Genomic DNA, 19,088 nt, shown 5'->3' with positions numbered 1-19,088 from the left:
CCAAATATACCAAGCAAAGCGGTATTCAGGTAAAACTACTTATCCGCAGCCAGCTTATTCGCTGCCAGCACATAGAGATATTCGAGAGCCAGGGTCGCACCGGCCAGCGAGGTGATCTCGGCATGATCATAGGCCGGCGCAACCTCAACCACATCCATCCCCACCAAATTCAGCCCCTGCAGTCCACGAATCACTTTCAGGGCGCAGTCCATATTCATCCCACCGGAAACCGGCGTTCCCGTACCCGGCGCAAAAGCGGGATCAAGGCCATCAATATCAAAGCTTACATAGGTTTTTTTGTCGCCCACCCGGGCATGAATACGCTCCAGAATGCCATGCGGCCCATGATCACCCACCCAGGCAGCGTCAAGCACTTCAAAGGGGTGTCCCTTTACATCATAGACAGTACGGATACCGATCTGAATCGAATGTTCCGTATCCAGCAACCCCTCTTCAACGGCGTGATGAAACAGAGTACCGTGATCATATTGGGTGCCGCCGGAATAGGTATCGGTATGCGCATCAAAGTGGATCAGCGCCAGTGGCCCGTGTTTTTTAGCATAGGCACGCAACACCGGCAGCGTGATGAAGTGATCACCACCAAAGGTCAGGGATGATTTACCCGCATCAAGGATTGCGCTGATATGCCCCTGCAGATTATCCACCATCGTCTGCGGCTCGCCATGCTTAAACAACACATTGCCGGAATCCGCCACTTTCAGGTGGTCATCCAAAGCAAACTGCCAGGGCCAGCGCGCCCCTTCCCAGATCAGCTGCGTTGATGCCTGACGAACACCCAACGGCCCGAAGCGGGCACCGGAACGTCCCGATGTCGCCAGATCAAACGGCACTCCGGCCACAATGACTTCCGCATCAGAAGCACTCAGATCACTCACCACCGGAAACTCCATAAAGGTCATTCCCAGTGAGCCATAGATCGGCAGGTCAGCATTACCCGTCGTCGTTGCTATATCAGACATTCCTCAACCCTCAAATATTTAACTCGGATCAGCTTACTATTCCGACTATAATTATTGAAATGCATAGTTATAATGACGACATGCATAATATTAATACCTAGAGCAAATACCAGGATCACACCGATGAAACCACTGCGCCAGTTTGACCTGAACCTGTTACTGCTATTGGAAGCATTGCTGACAGAGTGCCATGTCAGTCGGGCTGCAGAGCGGATGTTCCTCAGTCAGTCAGCCATGAGTCACGCCCTCAACCGGCTAAGACAGCAACTGGATGACCCGCTCTTAGTGCGCTCCGGCAACGGCCTGAAGCCGACTCCCCGGGCAATTGCCATGTTGCCGGAGATTCGACAGGCGATCCGCATGATTGAGCACAGTCTCAGCCCCCCGGCACCCTTTGATCCGTCCCGTTCTGATCGCTGTTTCACCATCGCCAGTACCGATTTCTTCGAAGCACTGACGCTGCCAGTGCTGATGCAAAACCTGCAGACCAGCGCCCCCGGCATCCGCATTCAGATTGAGGTTATTCGTAAAGATGGCAATTTGAAGCAACTGGAAAACCGCGAAATAGATCTGATCGCCGGACTGGACACCAAACAGCCGGTCGACCCGCTGCTGATCAGCCGACCCTGGCACAGCGAACCCCTCGCCTGTCTGATTGCTCAGGGAAATACACAGATTGAACAACAGCTGTCTCTGGCAACCTACTGCCAGCTAAACCATGTCGTGTTCTCAGATCTCGCCGGGGTACCCTCGGATCAGATAGATCAGTGGCTAGCTGAACAACAACTGCAGCGCACCTTTATCGCCCGCACCGTTAACTACATGGCTGGCGCCCGGATAGTGGCGGCCACCGATGCCATAATGACACTACCAAGAGAGATGGCGCTGTTGTTTGCCGAGATGCTTCCCGTCAGGCTGATTTCCCCACCTGCGGGAATACCCGGTATTGAGATGGTTACCCTGCACCACCCGCTTTACTCAAATGACCCGGGACTGCAGTGGCTGTTAGCACTATTACACCCATAAAAAAGGCTTACCGAAGTAAGCCTGAATTGCTTGCCCGTCGCCGAGATTACTGTTGCAGCATCTCTGCCCGCTGGACATAATCCTGATACGCAGGCAGTGCAATAGCCGCCACAATACCAATAACCGGAATAATAACCAGCACCGAGACCAGCACCAGCACCAGCGCCGAGGTGCCCTTGGTATTACCGTATTTCTTCAGCCAGGACTGTTCTGATGTACAGAGGAATACGATACCCTCAATAAACGCGATAATTCCCGGAATCCAGGTCCAGAAAAACAGCAGATAGAAGATCCCCCACCACTGCCCCAGATAGAAGCGGTGTATACCAAAGCCCCCCAGAAAAATACCTAAAAGGCCTGCCGCCACCTTACTTTTACCACCCGTGTTCTGCACCTGACCACAGTGATTGCAGGTTGATGCCAGTGCCGATATTTTCTCGCCACACTCGCGACAAAACACCGTGCTTTTTTCAACGTTAGCTTCCGGAGCGCTATAGATATTACTGTCCATGTATATTCATGTCCTTTCAGTAAATTAGAAAAATCTTCATTAGGATATCAGCCAATGAGGCTAAACATAAAGCGGGTAAGATCAAAACTTTTTTGCTTAAACAACACCGTATACTCTTCACAACTTTGAAGATAACGATTTCCTATCGCAGAACGGGGTAAAAGGTTTATGACAGGCTGGGTATTGATATGAACCATTGTAGACGACCGGCAGTCTATGGGATGCTTTTATTTATAATGCGTGGATATCCGGGATACAGGCCTCAATCGGATCGAACAAAAATATAGGAATTATGTGACCTATATAACAAAGGAACATGTAGCTCTGGTTTGAATAGATTTAGAATATGCCTGTCCCATATATACACAAATATATATACCATTATCAGCCAAACCTTTCGCATCATGCCTCGACGGGAATAGCGAATAATACGATCAGGAGCAGTACCAGAGCCAGACCCGAGTATGAACCTATCAGTAACTGACGGCGTCGGCCGCTGGCCTTCCTGTAGGCAAGCCGGGCAGCCAGGACGGCCTGAAGCATGTAGTAGAATGCAAAGGCGCGGGAGGCGAGTGCAACCACCTGAAAGATATTGCTGTTCCATATTAATGCTACCGCCAGTGCCGTGATGACGGGATAGATGACCCTGGCGGACACGCGTCCGGCAGTCTCGTTCTCGGCGATGCCACCGGCACCGATCGTGTCGGCGATGGCTGCGCTGAACTGACTCATAGTTGCCGCAAGCACCAGCATGACAGGCAGTACCAGAGTAATATTTCTGGACAGGTCGATGATAGCGGTTTCATTTGGGACAATGTCCGCAAACTGAGCCATAAGCGGCATCGCCAGTGCCACGAAAGCAACGTAGATGACTCCGGCCAGTATCTGAGCGAAACGCATCGTGCGAGCCCTTAGAGGGGCATCATAGGATGACTCCAGGTACTTCGATGTTTCGAATCCCTGAACAATCAGCAGCATACCACCAAGCAGGCGCAGTCCTTCCCAAAGTCCGGTCTCAGGAGACGGCAGTGCCGAAAGATCGTAACCGTTACTGCCATCATAGTAGATAAGACCCGCCAGCAGTGAAGCGATGATCGCCAGTTTGATGGTGACGGAGTACTCCTCGAGTCGTTCAAGACCATGCAGTCCGCGCCTTAAGCCATATATCCCGATGAATGACAGAATTACCGTTGCCAGAACATCTGCATTAAAGGGGGTAAAGGTATGGAGACCGGTGAGTATAAAGCCGCACATCAGGCGGATGTAAAAGGTAATCGATATCACGTAGGCGAAAGCCAGTGCCACATCGGACAGGCGTTCCAGCATCCTGACAACGGTATTATCCGTTGCTGCGGTATGAATGCGTCCATCGTGCAGGATGTTAAATCGTACGGCGCCGCCGATCCAGAAAGACAGCAGTATGATGCAGACAATGGCAAGCACGGATTCAGATCCGGTGATACTGGCCAGTAATGGCACCACTACCAGGAAGCCGCTCCCGATTATCGAGGCCAGCGGGGTGACGGTGGCGCGCCAGAATGGAGCGTCGCGAATGCCGGGTCTGAGCATGCTGATGGCGATGATCACAGAAAGTGCGATCAGGGAACCGTCTAATATGGAAAAATCACCTGCTGTCATGGTCACGTCTCAGTTATTACAAAGGCCGGATAACACCGATATTGGACAGGCTGGGGATTTATATGAACCATTGGTTGGAACTGATGCGACCGCAAGGTATGCATATTGCCATCCTTATTGGCCATAGCGCACACATAGAAGGATATGTGAAACGGCATAAACAGCGACATTTTGCAGGTGCAGCCAAATTGAAACTGCTTTTGCAGTAACACTCCACTCAAGCGCTTCAAACAATAAAGTAGACGACCGGCAGTCTATGGGATGCATTGGTTTGTAATGCGTGGATATCCGGGATACAGGCCTCAATCGGATCGAACAAAAATATAGTATTGATATGAACCATATAACAAAGGAATATGTAGCCTTGGTTTGATTGGATTTAGAATATGCCTGTCCCATATATTTGAAAGCCTCGTTATGATTGTAGCCGGGGAATCGTATATTCATAAAAAAGTACGCCACTTTCATCAGCAGATTGCTCCACAAAACCTAACTTTTTAAGTAATTTAGCTGATGCAACATTAGATTTGTCAACACCACCAATGAGCTTTAACCATGACTCAGTTTTAGCTACTTCCCCGATGAAACCATGCACTAATTCACTAGCTAAGCCTTTACCCCAGTATTCTTCAGCAAGCAAATAGCCAATATGGGCATAACTTTCATTTTCTACGTAAGCGAACAAGAAACCAATTATTTCGTCTCTCTCGGTTTTCACTTGAAGTAAGCGGCTCTCCAATAACATTCGGTCAAGCCAGACTTCAGCTAACTCACCAGAGGCAATACCATGAAAATATGGAGGAAGATTCTCAACAACGGATGGCGTGAGAATTTCAGGTACTCGTACAAGCAAAACCGAACGCTCAGACAAAGCAAGCCCACCAACAACCTCAACCACTCTCAGCCTTTGAGTTGCAAACGATATTGTCATGTAACCTACCTATTTCGATAAAAATCATAACGCTGCCATAAAGGGCGGAGCGCATGCGACGTCCAGCCCCACAGGGGCGATGCTGCCTTTTCTTTTTAACTGAATTACCACTCCCGAGTGGCGATTACATCTTCAATGTCTACGCTATCGAAGCCGTAAGCGCGCACAATAAAATCGAAGTCTGCTGCCATGGCCTCCCTGGCGCCAGTCTCTAACTCGCTATCATTTTCTTCAAACTCTTCTTCCAATGCATTGATAAACTCGGTCGAGGCATGAGTAAGCTTCAGCAGACTTGGGTCATCTTGCGGATTTTCGGATTCAATTCGCTCACACAAATCGATCAATACTCCTTTGATCTTATCCACTAAGAAATCAGGAAAGTATCCATCCCTGTACATATCTTTCAGAAAATCGTGGTTCTTTATTTTATCGTTAGAAATTGCCACAACATATCCTTTCTTGCTGTCAGTTAACGCCTTGCATAAAGGGCCGGAGCGTAGCGACGGCCCAAGCCCGCAGGGCGGCCTTAATTTTTTTATGAGAATAATTATGAAAAAAGTTTATATGAAGCATACATACAAGCCACTGAAATAAACAAAAACAGTATGATGTGACAATAAAACTGATAAGCACTCGTGCGCTTATCTACTGCGTCCAATGAAATCCCCCTAACAGACATTTTCTCTACTCTTCCAGCAGCCAGTATCAAGAGTACAGAGAGAAGCGCCATTAGCGAAAGCATACCTAAACCTGTTCCTATTAATAATTCACTTTCGATTAATAATCCAGACCACATAAAAGCGGCCATAGTAACTAAGTAACTAAGTAACCTAACGCTAATTTAGATTTCATTGCGTATCTCATTAGGCCAACCAAAACGGCGCAGCTTGCTGAGTCCTTGCTTGTGCACCTTATTAGGTTTTACCACGTTAAACACCCCTCAGACTTTTTGAGCAGCCACGACTAATGCGCTGCGTTGTCAGAGGAATGTCAGCAGTAAAAAACAGGCCCTCTTACAGCAATAAAAAAGGCTTACCGAAGTAAGCCTGAAAGTAAGGGGAAATACTTTTTGTCGGGGTTAGAAGAAGAACGCCAGCCCCAGATTCACACTGCTGTTTTCCAGTTCATCATTCACATGGTTCTTCGCATTAAAGCGGGAGTACTCGGCGATCATCATCAGGTTGTCCGTCAGGTTATGATAAGCACCGATGGTCGCTTTGGTCTGGCTTTTCATCAGCGTGTCGGGATCAGCAGCGGTCTTATCCAGGCGGGTCTGCCCCAGACTGATACCATACTTAGTGGCATCAGCCTGATAGGTCAGCTGACCAAAGCAGCCTTTTGAGCGACGCGCTTCACCATTCACATCTGCCGCATCGATAAACAGACCTGCTGTGCCCACACCATCTGCAGTAAAACAGGACGCGACTACGCCCAGATCGTTAAATGTATAGCTGGCGGTCAGATCAACTGCATTACCGGTGTAATCGGCACTGCCCGCCTTGACGGTCTGGCTGAGAAAACTGGCGGAGACAAAGCCATTCTCGCCGTTAAAGCGCAGCTTGCCATGCACTCCCGGCAGTGAGGAACCGCTGTCACCCGTGGTGCTGACACCCGCCCCCAGCGTAATCAGGTCCAGCGGCTGAAACACACCGATAGTGGCTTCAGCGCTATCGCCCAGAGGCTTAGAGAAACTGATCTGAGAGATACGGTCGGTAAAGATATAACCATAGCCCACACTGCCGAAGCTGGTGTTCAGCGGGCTTTTAACCAGCCCGTGAGCCCCCACACCGATCAGCGACATATCCGCCAGAATCACATCCAGTGCATACACACCGTAATCCCGGCCCGCTTTAATCGTCCCAAGTCCCTCTTTCTTTGCTAGCAGAAAAGCCCGGATCGCCTGATCATCATCCTGCCCATTAAACGCAGCGTTGGTGGTCAGACCCGGCTCCAGGGCGATATTAGCCGAGATATCATAACCCTGTTGCTGCGTCGCTACCGTCCACATAAGAGAAGCGGGAATATAACCATTCGAAACCGACGATGCGTTTTCACCGGTACACAGCAGCGCATTCGCATCCACCTGATTGCCGGAATCATCACACTCAGCAAATACTGCATGGCTGTTCACATTACCGGAAACACCCAGCGTCCAGTCACCGGCTTCTATAGTCAGTGCATGAACCTGTCCGGCGGCTGCAGCCAAAGCCAGAGCGGGAATCAGTTTTCTCATATCAGTTACCTTCATTTTGTTATTTTTAAGTTTTTAAGGGCGCAACCTGCCCTGCCGGGGCGGCATAACAGGGTGCAATTTTGGAAAGCCGGCCGCAGCAAAAGCTGCAGCCAGAGGAACAGAAACTAGTTAGTCAGCGATTCATCCCTGACAAACCAGTGATGTTTCGCACTATTGAGCAGCATCAGATAGACGCAGAATGAAACCAGAAAAGTGATCGGGGCGGAGAACAAAGCCAGGGACGCATTGGCATAATTCAGGATAATGATGCCTAAACCCGCGCCGGAGAACCAGGCGATCAGACCGCAGGGATTGAACGAAGTGACCCGCTGGGGACAACACTCAATATGCCCGCCAAACAGCTCGTCATACTTAGGCGAGAAGATATGCGCCAGGGCAATCGCCACCCAGGCCACCACGAAGATTCCCTGATAGGCCAGGGCCTGAAGAATAAAGCTGAAAACATTCAGCAACATCAGTGTGTAAACCACAGCCCCAACGGCAATCGCCCAGAAAAAGCGCGGCACTGAACTTAAGCCAAAACGCTCGAAGAACGCCTGCATGTTTTCCGCTGCCAGATAGAAGTTAGCCGTGTTGATACGGGTCTGACTGACCCAGACAAACAGCAAGCCCCAGATACCCATCAGTTTCAGAATCGCCAGCACCACCGAGACTTCAGACAAACCACCCTCGGTTGGAATCGTCGCAGCCAGAAAGATCCCCACCACGCCGTTGATCATAAACGTGAAAAGATAGAACGGCATGCCGAAGTTGATATTGGCATGAAAGCGGGAATCATCCTCCTTACCAAAGCGGGCATAATCCCAGGTGTACATCATCAGAATCCAGACGCCCATAAAGTAGGTAAAACAGTTCCACCAGCCATTCTCAGGATTACCGCTTTCCGGTCCCAGATTGAGCCAGGCATTGCTGTAGCCGTATTCATTAATGGTAACCGCTACCGCCGCAATCAGGCCGAGAATATAGAACGGCAGCAGAATACCGTTAAATTTATCCAGCCAGTTCTGGACACTGCCAAACACCAGAGGCACGCTGTACAACACCACCAGCAGATAAGCCAGTTCGATGCTCAGTGAGGGAAAGTACGCCTGAATCGCCACCGCGATCACAGACCCTTCAAACACCGAGTAATAGATCGCTGTCGCGAAGAAGATCAGGGTTGCCAGCGTCGCGCCGACTTTGCCGAACAGTACCCGGGAAAACAGCGCCACAGAAAGACCGGTGCGGATCGCATAACGGGTTATCACCGCATTGATCAATCCGTATGTCACTACCGACAATGCAAGACCAATCAGCGTATTTATGGTGCCGAAGTTCATCGCCAGGGTCGCGGACACCACCAACCAGAACATCGCACTGCAGATTGCCCACCAGGCCATACTCAGTGAGCCCCGGTTCATGCGCTCCTCATGGGGCACCGACAGAGTGGCCGAACCACTATTTGTTTTTATATTACCAGCCATAACAACTCTCTCTTATTATTAATAATTTCCCTGAATAGGGATTGATTCAGAATAAGAGAACTACCGCACAGATTATTGACGATAGGTGTATCAGTTTTTGTAGGTCAGTGAATACCGTTCTTTCCGGTCTGCCCCACGGATCGCTTCAGGATAGTTTGAAAAGCACGGCTATCCCGGCAAATGCTGCTAATCTGATAATACCCTCGTTTGTTTCAGGAGGTACTTCTGATGTCCAGCAAATCAATATTACATCCACCGGAAGCTCCGCTACCGAAAACGTTTACCCGGATCATGGGACACTACCCTGACTACGCTACGGCGGTAGAGCAGCTGGGCAAAGCCGTCAGGGATGCCGGACCTATCGATGATAAGACCGCTCAGTTGATCCAGCTTGCTGCCGCCGCCAGCATCCGTTCCGAAGGGGCATTACACAGTCATGTAAGACGAGCCCGGCAAGCCGGAGCGAGTACAGAGGAGATACAACATACGCTGATTCTGCTAACCAGCACCATAGGACTGCCAGCGGTAATGGCAGCGCTGAGCTGGCTTGAGGACTAAGTTGACTAGAGCACTAAGCTGGATGGAGGGCTACTGACTAAAAGCAATGCAACACGCGGTGCAAAGCTGGCCGGTATGCGGCTGTGTATTGTTGGAGCGGTATCCCAGACGGGGGCTATTTTGCCTCCCGCATCTCTCTGGGTGTACGGCCAAACCGGGATTTAAACAGTCGACAGAAATGCGCCTGGTCATTGAACCCCCAGCGGTAAGCAATCTCTGCCAGTGTTGTATGCCGGTTGCCGGCGCGGATATCGTTAAGAGCCGATTGCAGGCGCAGTTCTTTTATCCATTGACTGACGGTCTGGTCTGAGTCTTTAAACAGTTTATGCAGGTAACGGGTGGAGATGCTGCAGGCCACGGCGATCATATCCGGGGAGAGTTCTGAGCGCTGAATATTCTCCCGCACAAAGGCTTCAATGTTACACAGATGGACGTTACGCAGATTCGCCTCATTACTCATCAGCACCCGGTCGTCGTTTTCCATGCTGTGGGCTAACAGATCAATCAACTGACCGCTGAGGATACCGTGGGCAGCGTCATCGGTATAGGAGGACTGCTGCACTATGGTTCTCAGGAAGCTGAAGAACACATTACCCATCCCTTTGCTTTTATCAAACTCCATATAGAGAAACCGTTCAGGCTGACGAATACGGGTCTGAAGCAGGGAGACCGGCACCCGGACCACCCACAGGGCGTTATCTTTGCTATAGCTAAACTCATACGGGAGATCACTGCGTTCAAGAATAAACGCACCGGGATTACAGACGATGGTGTGATCGGCCTGTGAAAAACGCACCTGATCCTGGGCAGGAATAGTGATCAGAAAGTAGGGTTCAGATTCATCGATCTGCTGCTTCACCCGCTTGAAGCAGGTCGCAGAACTTTCCAGCCGCGAAATACCCACCCGGCCCATCTGCCACTGACTCAGATGACCATGAAATTCATTTGGATTGCGAAAATCCAGTTCTAATGGAAAGTAGGCATTTTCAATGACCTCTCTCCAGTAACCCTGCCGCTCCCGCTGGGGCAGCAGGTGAGTGCTGTATCGGTTGTGCATATATGAACGCCTCTCTTTATTGTTATTGAGTCCATATGTCTGTTAATTGTACCCCTGTTTTTATTAAGGGCAAATACGCTGATCGTCTACCAATCTCCTTATCAGACTAAAAAAGCAGTCAGATACGCCGGAACCTACCTGACTGAATATCCTGCCATCAGGATAGTGAAACTTAACCATTAAGCGATCGCCTCACCGCTGCCTGTAAATACAACGATAAGGCGACAGAATCTGCCTCAGCAGCGGGTCAGGCGATAGCACTGATTCGGTTCAAGCACCAGTTGCCAGCCGGGACGTACAACGATGTTGGTAGTGGGCTCCTCCACCACGGCAGGACCTTTGATCTCAATACCGACATCCAGTTTAGGGCCGGAATAAACGGCGGTATCGGTCCAGTGCCCCTCGGCATCAAACAGTGCCGGACGGTACCCGATCAGTGCGTCTTCAGCCTTGCCACCACGGGCCTCCAGGGTCTGGAAGTCAGGCTTGGCAACGTTACCGACCATCGTCGATTCAATGTTTACCAGCTCTACCGGATTGTGCGGTTCTGAGTAGGTGTACAGCTCTTCATGGCGCTTGTGGAAGTCATCCAGAATAGCGGACATCTTCTCGCGGCAGATTTTTCCCGGATAGATCTCCACATTACACTCGTGGATCTGACCGACATAACGCATCTCTACGCTGCGGGTATAGCTAATATCATCTGCATTAAAACCATCAGACATCAGGTGTTCACGCCCCTGCTGTTCCAGGTCTTCAAACTTGGCATTCAGCGCATCCAGATTGGCATCATCATCCAGCCGCATCGGTTCTGACGCCAGATAGTTATAGCGGACATCGGAAATGATCTGACCGAAGGCACAGAACACCGAGGATACTTTCGGCACGAGCACCGTGGTACTACCGATCTCTTCCGCCAGTGCCGTGATATGCATCCCCGCCGCACCACCGGCACAGAGCAAAGCAAAATCGCGTGGATCATAGCCCCGTTCGATAGACACCCGGCGAATACCGTTGACCATATTCAGGTTGACGATCGTGCTGATTCCGTAGGCGGCTTTCTCAACACTGATCCCCAGCGGATCGGCGACATGCTTTTTAACTGCGGCAATAGCCGCCTCCCGGTCGAGATTGATAGTGCCGCCCAGCACCGCATCGGGATTCAGGTAACCCAGCACTAGATTCGCATCCGTCACGGCCGGAATAGTACCGCCCTTGCCATAGCAGACAGGACCGGGAGTAGCACCGGCACTTTCAGGGCCGACCTGCAACATACCGTACTGATCCACCTGGCAGAGTGAACCGCCACCGGCACCCAGGGTTTCCACCTGAATCATCGGTACGCCGATACGATAGCGCAGGAAATCGATATTCTTGTTCAGGTTGGTCTGGCCATCTTTAGTCAGGGTGATATCGAACGACGTGCCCCCCATATCCACAGTAATAACATTGTCGATACCGAACGGCTGACCGACAAACAAGCCCGCCTGGGGCGCGGATGCCGGACCCGAGTTAATCGCGTTGACCGCCCGCCCCTGCATCGCTTCGCCAATCGCCAGTCCGCCATTGGACTGGAAATAGCGTACCGGGTATTTTGCCCCCAGCGTCTTAAAATAATCGTCTATCTTCTGCACATAGCGGCGCATCACCGGGCTCAGGTAGGCATTCACCACCGTCGTTGACGTCCGGGTATACTCACGCACCTGCGGATAAACCTCACTGCCGGTACAGACAAACACACCGGGCATCATCTCCTGCACAATCTCCTTAGCGCGTTTTTCATGGGCAGAGTTACGCACCGCCCAGACAAACGAGATCGCCACACTTTCCACACCCTGAGCCTTGAAGTAACTGACAGCATCACGCACTTCCTGCTCGGACATTGGTTGATCCACGTCACCGCTACCGATAACCCGCTCATTGATTGGCCGGCGCAGATGGCGTGGCACGATCATATGCGCCGGTGGGAAGTCAGCTTCGTAACGATAGCCCTCCTCTTTATGTCCCAGGCGGATCTCCAGGCTGTCCTCATGGCCAGCGGTACACAGCAGTCCCACTTTTACCCCTTTCTTCTCGATCAGAGCGTTGAGGGCAACCGTCGTGCCATTGATACAGAGGTCACAGTCCTGCACGATCTCTTCGATTGAGCGGCCCACCGCTTCGGATATCTGTGTCAGGCCCGCTTTAATGGCGATTGTGCCATCCTGAGGTGTCGAGGGGCTTTTGAAAACCCGCAGTTCACCGTTATTTTCAGCCAGTACAAAATCTGTGAAGGTACCACCGGCATCGATACCCAGACGGTATTTATTACGCATAATTCCGTTCCTTAATTGTTATTGTTATCGGTTTACTGCTGACGCAGCGCGGCAGTGGCCTGCTGATCGATGCTCATCAAAGCTGGATCAATCACGACGCCATATTCTTGTGCTGCAGCATCCAGAGAGATCAGACCATTCTGATAATCACTCAGCACCGCTTCAGGAGAGCGGCTCTTCGGATTACCAAAGCCACCGCCTCCGGGGTTAAAGTTTGCCACCCGCTCACCCGGTTTAACTGTCAGGATGGTATTGGCCTTATAAACCTGCTCCTGCTCACCTTTCACCACCAGCTTGCCCAACTTAGGCTCGATCAGCTGATTCTCTGCACCGGCAGCCCCCATGGTGGGGATCTGACGGCCTTCACCAAAAGCAACCACGGTCATATCATGATCGATCGGCTCAACTTCCCAGACGGTACCCGAGCCACCGCGATACATCCCTGCACCACCGCTGTCCTGAATCAGGCCATAGCGGCGAATAATGATCGGATAGGAGTACTCCAGCAGCTCAATATCACCGGAACTGAGCGCACCGAAACAGCACAGCGGGCCACAGGCGTGCCAGCCATCCATCACCTGGGTTGCACCGGCACCGGAGATAATCGATGCCAGCACCATGGTGACGTACTGCTCACCGGTGCGCGGGTCGATACCCGCAATGTTGATACCGCTGGCGTGCCCCCAGGACGCAGCCACCCGTTCCGGAGCCGCCTGTTCCAGTGCTTTACGTACCGCATCGGTCAGGGTTTCCATCGGCGTGGTGGTACAGTTCACATGAGGCGCGGGTTCCTGAGCATTACAGAGGGTGCCTTTCTTACCCAGATCCACCGAAACGCAGCGGTATAAACCTTCGTTATACGGCGGAGGCAGCTGGGCAAACATCATCAGCCCGAGGTAAACCCCGGACATAGAGTTGCCTTCATAGGAGTTGATAAAATAGGGAATCTGCGGCGGACTCTGCACTTCAATGTGCAGTTTATCGCCCCTGATTGTTACTTTAGAGGTGATCTCCATCTCGCCAAAGCCATGACCGGAATCTTCCAGCACGGCTGAACCGAAGTATTCGCCGTCCGGTACCGCCTCTATCAGGGAACGCATCTGCCGGTCAGCCATATTCTTCAGCTCAGCAATGCAGGCCTGAATCTGTTTAACGCCGTACTTATCCAGCAGAGCGATCAGATTACGCTCACCGACACGACAAGCACCGTACTGGGCATTCAGATCACCCTCCTGATCGCGACGGGCACGCATATTGGTCAGCAGCAGATTAACCACATCTTCCCGGCGCTTACCCTTCTCCCAGAGTTTCACCGGTGGAATCCGCAACCCCTCAGCGTAGATCTCAGTCGCATCCGGGTTATAACCTGCAGGAACCGGCCCGCCGATATCGGTCAGATGACCTTTACATACGGTCCAGAAAACCAGCTCACCCTTGTAAAAAACGGGCTTGTACATACAGCAGTCCAATATATGACTGCCTTTATAGGCGGGATCGTTATGATAGATAACATCGCCTTCGTGGATATCATCACCAAAGAAGCTGGCTACCTCTTTCATCGCAGGAATCAGTGACCCCAGGTGGATCGGGATATCCTGTCCCTGCAGAATCATCTCCGGAAAATGGTCAAACAGCGCGTTACTGTAATCATGGGCCAGATTAAAGACACTGGAACGACCGGTTTTCTCTAATGTCAGCGTCATCTCACGCTGCGCTGTTTCAAGCGCACCACGGACAACGGCAAGTGTGATTGGATCGACACTGGTAGACATGTTGTACCCCTTATTGTTTTTGTATGAATCGGGTTTGCCCTGTCCGCCTCAGCGATCAGGGTCAAACGGGTTAACACACAGTCTATGAGCGAGCGGGTTCTATTTATTGATAGGCGGTGACTTATTCTTTGTCTCTGGGTGCACTGCGAGGCTAAATTCCAGCACACACGAATTGGCAGATTCAGCCATGCCTTTACAGGTGGCCTGAACACACACCAGATAAGGTCTTGTTATCCAAAAAGTAACGCTAATTTTCATCTCTGGCAGAGCGGCTATTGTCTCCACACGAAAAGCAGGCTTTAATTAGCAACTTAAAACATCGCTAATTAAGGTTTTCTGATTTGTCGAAGTTTCACCGTGTCGCTAAACAGCCCCTTATGCTTTGGCATGATGCCATTGCAGGGATTATCACCCACGGGGTGAATGACGAAGCCGTTGATAATCTGATGGACACCCTGCGAAGGGTTGTTGATGCGGATGGCAGCACTCTGATTGTCTATCCAGAGGGCAGGCAGCCCTACTGCCCGTCACGTAAACGCCGTAAAGGTGAAGACCCGCGTATCCATATCGATCAGTATCTGGAGAGCGCTTATCTGCTGGATCCTTTCTACCGACTGGCGACCGATGGTTCTGCCGAAGGGGTTTACAGCCTTGCCGATGTCGCCCCGGATGGCTTTAAGCAGAGTGAGTTCTATCGGGTTTACTACCGGCTGGTCAATTTTGGTGATGAGATCTGCCTGATTATCCCCACTGAAAACGCCAGTATTCAGGTATCTATCAGCCGTCAGGACAACAAGCCAAAGTTTACCGCCGCCCAGCAAGGGCTTATACAACGGGTTTTTTCTACAGTAAAAGCGATTCTGCTTAAATGGTGGGCCAGCTCTCAGACAGTGCAGAAAGACCATTTTCTTGACTCCCATCTGGAATGTGCCCTGAGTAATTTCGGCAGTTCCGTACTGACCCAGAGAGAAACTCAGATTCTGCAGTTGATATTGCGGGGTTATGCGGTGAAATATATCGCTGAAAAACTCGAGATCAGCCCGGAAACCATCAAACATCATCGTAAGAACATCTACGCTAAACTGGATATCAACTCTCAGGCAGAGATGTTTCACCTCTTCATTGATTCACTGCGGATGGTGACACCGGATTCACCACCGGACCCGCTTTCCGACTATCTCAAACCCCCGTCATCGAACTGAGATCTGCCTGAGCTATCGATAGAGCACTTGCGGGCAAAGCCTCTGATGCCCGCATGACAATTTAATGAAATTTCAATGACTGCGGCCCGCAACGTCTAAACTTAGACTATGTTGCGTACTTTTATGCTATCGGGGTTGCCTCTGATGTTGCTTGCCAGCCCCTTCATTCCTGCCCACCTGGCAGCCGAAGAACTGCTGGTCGGTAAAACCTGTCCGGTCACGTTTAAAGATCGGCCCATCGGATTTCTGGTATTCTCCAGGGAGTGGTATCACACCAGTAGAAGCAACGCGGCTTACATCCCGGGTGACAATGCCACCGGAGTCGGACTGGAGATTCATTTTTTCAGCAATGATATTGGCGATACTCAAATACTCAACCTGCCCAACTGTGATCGTTACAGAATATTACAGGTCCGCCACAGCAACGCTCGCCTGCTTCCGGGAGAGCGGGTGTCACAGATTGATGTCCCGGACCAGTTTCTTGATCCTTTCTACGATAATGCTCCGCTTGAACATGGCCGGGGCGTTCATCTGGCCCCGGCAGATGATAGCGACAAACCCTGGCAGGGCCAGCCGGTCAGGGCTGCCACCGTTTCGATCTACGATACACCCTATGTATCTGACGCCTGGGGCACTGAGGGGGCAGACATCGATATCCGTTTTGAAACCTGCGTGGTATGTGAACGAAATCAAGGCTATGATGCTCTGCTGTCCTGCGGTCAATGGGGATACCAGCGTGCTTATATGGGGGGAATGACCGACTGGTCAGAACCTGAATTCCAGCCGGTGCAATGCCTGGCAAAACCCTCCGAATTATTTAAAGCAATCCTCGATAATTCCAACCGGATTGAATACAGCTACTGGCTTCACTGGCGGTAACAGATCTTAATTATTGTTTTATTTAAAACTTATGCTTCAATAGATTCATTAGCATATGGAGATGATCAATGTCATATCAGTACACCACCACGGAATGTGGTTACTATTTGCGGGTTGAAGTTAAAGGATCCCGAGAGCGGACAGATGTAACACATCAATCCCTGACAATGTGGGAACGTGTTGCCAGTCTCTGCAAAGCGAAGGAAAACAACCTGATTCTGGCCGTTTTCCATCTGGATGGCACACGCTCACTGATGGATACATTCAATATCGTCGAAGGCGTTCAGAACTGGCTCTGGCCGGAACTGGCGATCGCCTATGTTGATACCGACCCGGTAAACCAGAAAGAGAACATCATCGCCGAACAATCCGCCATGATGCACGGCATCAACTTTCGTACCTTTCTGACGGAAGAGGACGGTCTCCGATGGCTTAAGGCGATGCACTCGACCAAACGTCACTGAACCAAAAAAGCCGCGCAGAGCGCGGCTTTTTAAGCTGAATTTTACATACCAGATGCCATCAATACAGAGTCATTTTCAGCATAACCCTCAGGATCCAAATATCAGATTCGGTAGCCAAAGTGCAATTTCAGGAAAGATCACCACCAGCGCAAGCCCCATAATCTGCAGAATAATAAACGGAATCACCGCTTTATACAGATCGTAGATGGTGATCGACGACGGCGCTACCGAGCGCATATAAAATAGATTATAGCCAAAGGGTGGTGTCAGATAAGCGGTTTGCATACTGATAATAAACAGCACGCGAACCACACCGTATCGAACCACAGCTCCTGCACAATCGGCACAAACAGCGGTACGGTGATGAAGACAATCGCAAAATCATCCAGAAACATCTCCAGAATGAAGTAAGTTGCCAGCATCGCGATAATCACCAGATAGGGCGAAAGATTAGAGTCCTGAACCAGTTCAGTCATCAGTATCCATTTCATGTAGCGGCCATGGTGTGTTTTGCAGCATGTTTTCGTACTGTTGAAGCAGGGTTTGATACTCCTGAATCTGCTTAAGCGTTTGCGCAACCGCTCCCATCGCAGCCATCATATTTTGTGCCAAGCTCAGCCCATCAGCAACCGGAATACCTGCATAGACAGGATGGGAAATGTTTAATACCAGAGGCATGGCAAGCCAGGGGATGATGCCAGAATAAAAGGCTCCCAACTTAAAGATTTTTTCCGTATTTTATTGGTTACACTGTCAATATTGTTAGAGTGCTTAAGGCTGGGTATGAAAGTAGAAGAGATTTATCGTCGGGATTTAAATCTGTTAGTAGCGCTGCAGGTTCTGGTTGAGGAACGAAGTGTCAGTAGAGCTGCAGCTCGTTTAAACCTGAGCCAGTCAGCAATGAGTCGGGTTCTGGGGCGATTGCGCAGTTTGTTGGCTGACCCTTTATTTACACGCCAAGGGCAGAATCTGGTACCTACAGAGAAAGCTTTATCAATGAACAGGGCTTTAGATGAACCTATTGAGTCTCTGAGGCAGCTCTTATCTCCTTTTGATTTTGACCCCAGGTCTTGTGATCAAACATTCACGATTGTAACAACTGATTATGCAATGCAAACTATTTTACCCTTTGCTTTACCCCGCATATATCAGGAAGCACCTAATGTCGCGTTTGAGTTTTTACCACTACAAGATGAGCACTTGAAAGAGCAACTCACGTACGGCCGGGCTGACTTAGCTATTTGCCGCCCAATTTCCTCTATTGAACCATTACAGTATGAAACATTGGGTCGTGTAGGGGTGTCGTGCCTATTATCTAAGCAACATCCGTTAGCGAATAAACAGATGTGTCTGGATGATTATTTGAGTTTCCCTCATGCACTGATTGCCATTAGTGATGGGGTTAAATCTCTTATTGAACAGGCACTGGAAGGTAAGCCTGAACGGCGCATGGTTCTCAGGGCATATCATTTAGAAACTGCGATGGCGATTGTGGATACGATGCCATTAATTATCACTGTACCTGCCGATTTAGCCTACTTAGTTTCAGAGCGCTATGACCTGATCGTAAAACCGCTACCCTTTCATTTTACACCGTTTGATTATTCCATGATTTGGCACCCTCGCTGTGAACATTCACCCGCACAAGAATGGTTGAGAAGTGTTGTAAAAGAAGAGTGTGGCAAGCTAATCGCTAAACGTGTGGTAGAGATGGGACTGGATACAGAAGCTGATGCCATGGCTCCGCCTGATTAATGATCAAAACAGGGGGGAGTTCGTCGTAAGTGCATGTTAAGCATCCGGGCATATTAATATGAAACTGTAACATTCAGCATGGAGCTACCTTACGATTCAACTGCACCGCCCACTCCCCGGTGCAGTGCTATTCTCAATGGCTAATTTAATATATGTATAATTTGCATAGATGACTTCCCTTTTTATCATTTGAGTCGCCTCTAAATACTCTCTACACTTCGCGCCCATCTCGTAGTTGAGCGCATATAAGCACTTGTTTCCATCCACTTTCGCTAAGGCACTG

General features: G+C 50.3%; 16 protein-coding genes and 2 pseudogenes. 6 read left to right on the top strand and 12 right to left on the bottom strand.

All coding sequences use genetic code 11. The features are described 5' to 3' along the window. Positions 1-35: 35 nt before the first annotated feature. Positions 36-980, bottom strand: coding sequence for an agmatinase (gene speB / locus KDX31_04975; GenBank protein ID UTW04363.1), 945 nt, complete (start codon positions 978-980; stop codon positions 36-38). A gap of 123 nt (positions 981-1,103) precedes the next feature. Here speB and KDX31_04970 point away from each other — a divergent pair, with 123 nt between their 5' ends. Further along, positions 1,104-2,006, top strand: a complete 903-nt coding sequence (locus KDX31_04970; protein UTW04362.1) for a LysR family transcriptional regulator — start codon at positions 1,104-1,106, stop codon at positions 2,004-2,006. 46 nt (positions 2,007-2,052) lie between these two features. On the opposite strand, the gene KDX31_04965 is transcribed toward KDX31_04970, so the two are convergent. From KDX31_04965 to KDX31_04940, 6 genes are all read right to left on the bottom strand, one after another. Next, entirely contained in the window at positions 2,053-2,517 is a 465-nt protein-coding gene (locus KDX31_04965) for an NINE protein (GenBank protein ID UTW04361.1), read from the bottom strand. Positions 2,518-2,919: 402 nt separating this feature from the next. Further along, positions 2,920-4,155: a hypothetical protein gene (locus tag KDX31_04960; protein ID UTW04360.1), complete on the bottom strand. Its 1,236-nt coding sequence runs from the start codon at positions 4,153-4,155 to the stop codon at positions 2,920-2,922. Between the two features lie 415 nt (positions 4,156-4,570). Beyond that, on the bottom strand, positions 4,571-5,086 hold the full coding sequence (locus tag KDX31_04955) for a GNAT family N-acetyltransferase (GenBank protein UTW04359.1): 516 nt from the start codon (positions 5,084-5,086) through the stop codon (positions 4,571-4,573). Between the two features lie 104 nt (positions 5,087-5,190). Next, positions 5,191-5,532, bottom strand: a complete 342-nt coding sequence (locus tag KDX31_04950) for a hypothetical protein (protein ID UTW04358.1) — start codon at positions 5,530-5,532, stop codon at positions 5,191-5,193. 632 nt (positions 5,533-6,164) lie between these two features. Continuing rightward, a complete protein-coding gene (locus KDX31_04945; GenBank protein UTW04357.1) occupies positions 6,165-7,319 on the bottom strand; it encodes a hypothetical protein in 1,155 nt (384 codons plus the stop codon). Positions 7,320-7,444: 125 nt separating this feature from the next. Next, positions 7,445-8,803, bottom strand: coding sequence for an allantoin permease (locus KDX31_04940; GenBank protein ID UTW04356.1), 1,359 nt, complete (start codon positions 8,801-8,803; stop codon positions 7,445-7,447). Between the two features lie 291 nt (positions 8,804-9,094). Here KDX31_04940 and KDX31_04935 point away from each other — a divergent pair, with 291 nt between their 5' ends. Beyond that, positions 9,095-9,361 (top strand): carboxymuconolactone decarboxylase family protein, encoded by a 267-nt coding sequence (locus KDX31_04935; protein UTW05305.1) that lies wholly within the window; start codon positions 9,095-9,097, stop codon positions 9,359-9,361. Between the two features lie 115 nt (positions 9,362-9,476). On the opposite strand, the gene KDX31_04930 is transcribed toward KDX31_04935, so the two are convergent. From KDX31_04930 to KDX31_04920, 3 genes are all read right to left on the bottom strand, one after another. Beyond that, positions 9,477-10,418, bottom strand: coding sequence for a helix-turn-helix domain-containing protein (locus KDX31_04930; protein UTW04355.1), 942 nt, complete (start codon positions 10,416-10,418; stop codon positions 9,477-9,479). Between the two features lie 236 nt (positions 10,419-10,654). Further along, on the bottom strand, positions 10,655-12,733 hold the full coding sequence (locus tag KDX31_04925; GenBank protein ID UTW04354.1) for a hydantoinase/oxoprolinase family protein: 2,079 nt from the start codon (positions 12,731-12,733) through the stop codon (positions 10,655-10,657). A 32-nt stretch (positions 12,734-12,765) separates the two neighbouring features. Further along, the gene (locus KDX31_04920; GenBank protein ID UTW04353.1) at positions 12,766-14,505 is read right to left on the bottom strand and encodes a hydantoinase B/oxoprolinase family protein; all 1,740 of its coding nucleotides are present in this window, start codon (positions 14,503-14,505) and stop codon (positions 12,766-12,768) included. Between the two features lie 341 nt (positions 14,506-14,846). Here KDX31_04920 and KDX31_04915 point away from each other — a divergent pair, with 341 nt between their 5' ends. The 3 genes from KDX31_04915 (at position 14,847) to KDX31_04905 (ending at position 17,050) form a co-directional block, all read left to right on the top strand. Further along, positions 14,847-15,707 (top strand): helix-turn-helix transcriptional regulator, encoded by an 861-nt coding sequence (locus KDX31_04915; GenBank protein UTW04352.1) that lies wholly within the window; start codon positions 14,847-14,849, stop codon positions 15,705-15,707. Positions 15,708-15,815: 108 nt separating this feature from the next. Beyond that, positions 15,816-16,586, top strand: coding sequence for a hypothetical protein (locus KDX31_04910; protein UTW04351.1), 771 nt, complete (start codon positions 15,816-15,818; stop codon positions 16,584-16,586). 68 nt (positions 16,587-16,654) lie between these two features. Then, positions 16,655-17,050 carry a hypothetical protein gene (locus tag KDX31_04905; protein UTW04350.1) on the top strand — a complete coding sequence of 132 codons (396 nt, stop codon included), beginning with the start codon at positions 16,655-16,657 and terminating at the stop codon, positions 17,048-17,050. 87 nt (positions 17,051-17,137) lie between these two features. Here the strand turns inward: KDX31_04905 and KDX31_04900 are convergent. Together KDX31_04900 and KDX31_04895 are read right to left on the bottom strand one after the other, a co-directional pair. Continuing rightward, a pseudogene (locus KDX31_04900) lies at positions 17,138-17,529 on the bottom strand (TRAP transporter large permease subunit). Positions 17,530-17,554: 25 nt separating this feature from the next. Continuing rightward, positions 17,555-17,728, bottom strand: a pseudogene (locus KDX31_04895) (conjugal transfer protein TrbJ). A 105-nt stretch (positions 17,729-17,833) separates the two neighbouring features. Between KDX31_04895 and KDX31_04890 the strand changes: the two are divergent. After that, positions 17,834-18,805: a LysR family transcriptional regulator gene (locus KDX31_04890; GenBank protein ID UTW04349.1), complete on the top strand. Its 972-nt coding sequence runs from the start codon at positions 17,834-17,836 to the stop codon at positions 18,803-18,805. The last annotated feature ends 283 nt before the right edge of the window (positions 18,806-19,088 follow it).

Origin of the sequence: Amphritea atlantica (assembly GCA_024397875.1) — a bacterium.
Lineage (GTDB): Bacteria > Pseudomonadota > Gammaproteobacteria > Pseudomonadales > Balneatricaceae > Amphritea > Amphritea atlantica_B.
This window is presented reverse-complemented; position numbering and strand designations above follow the sequence as displayed.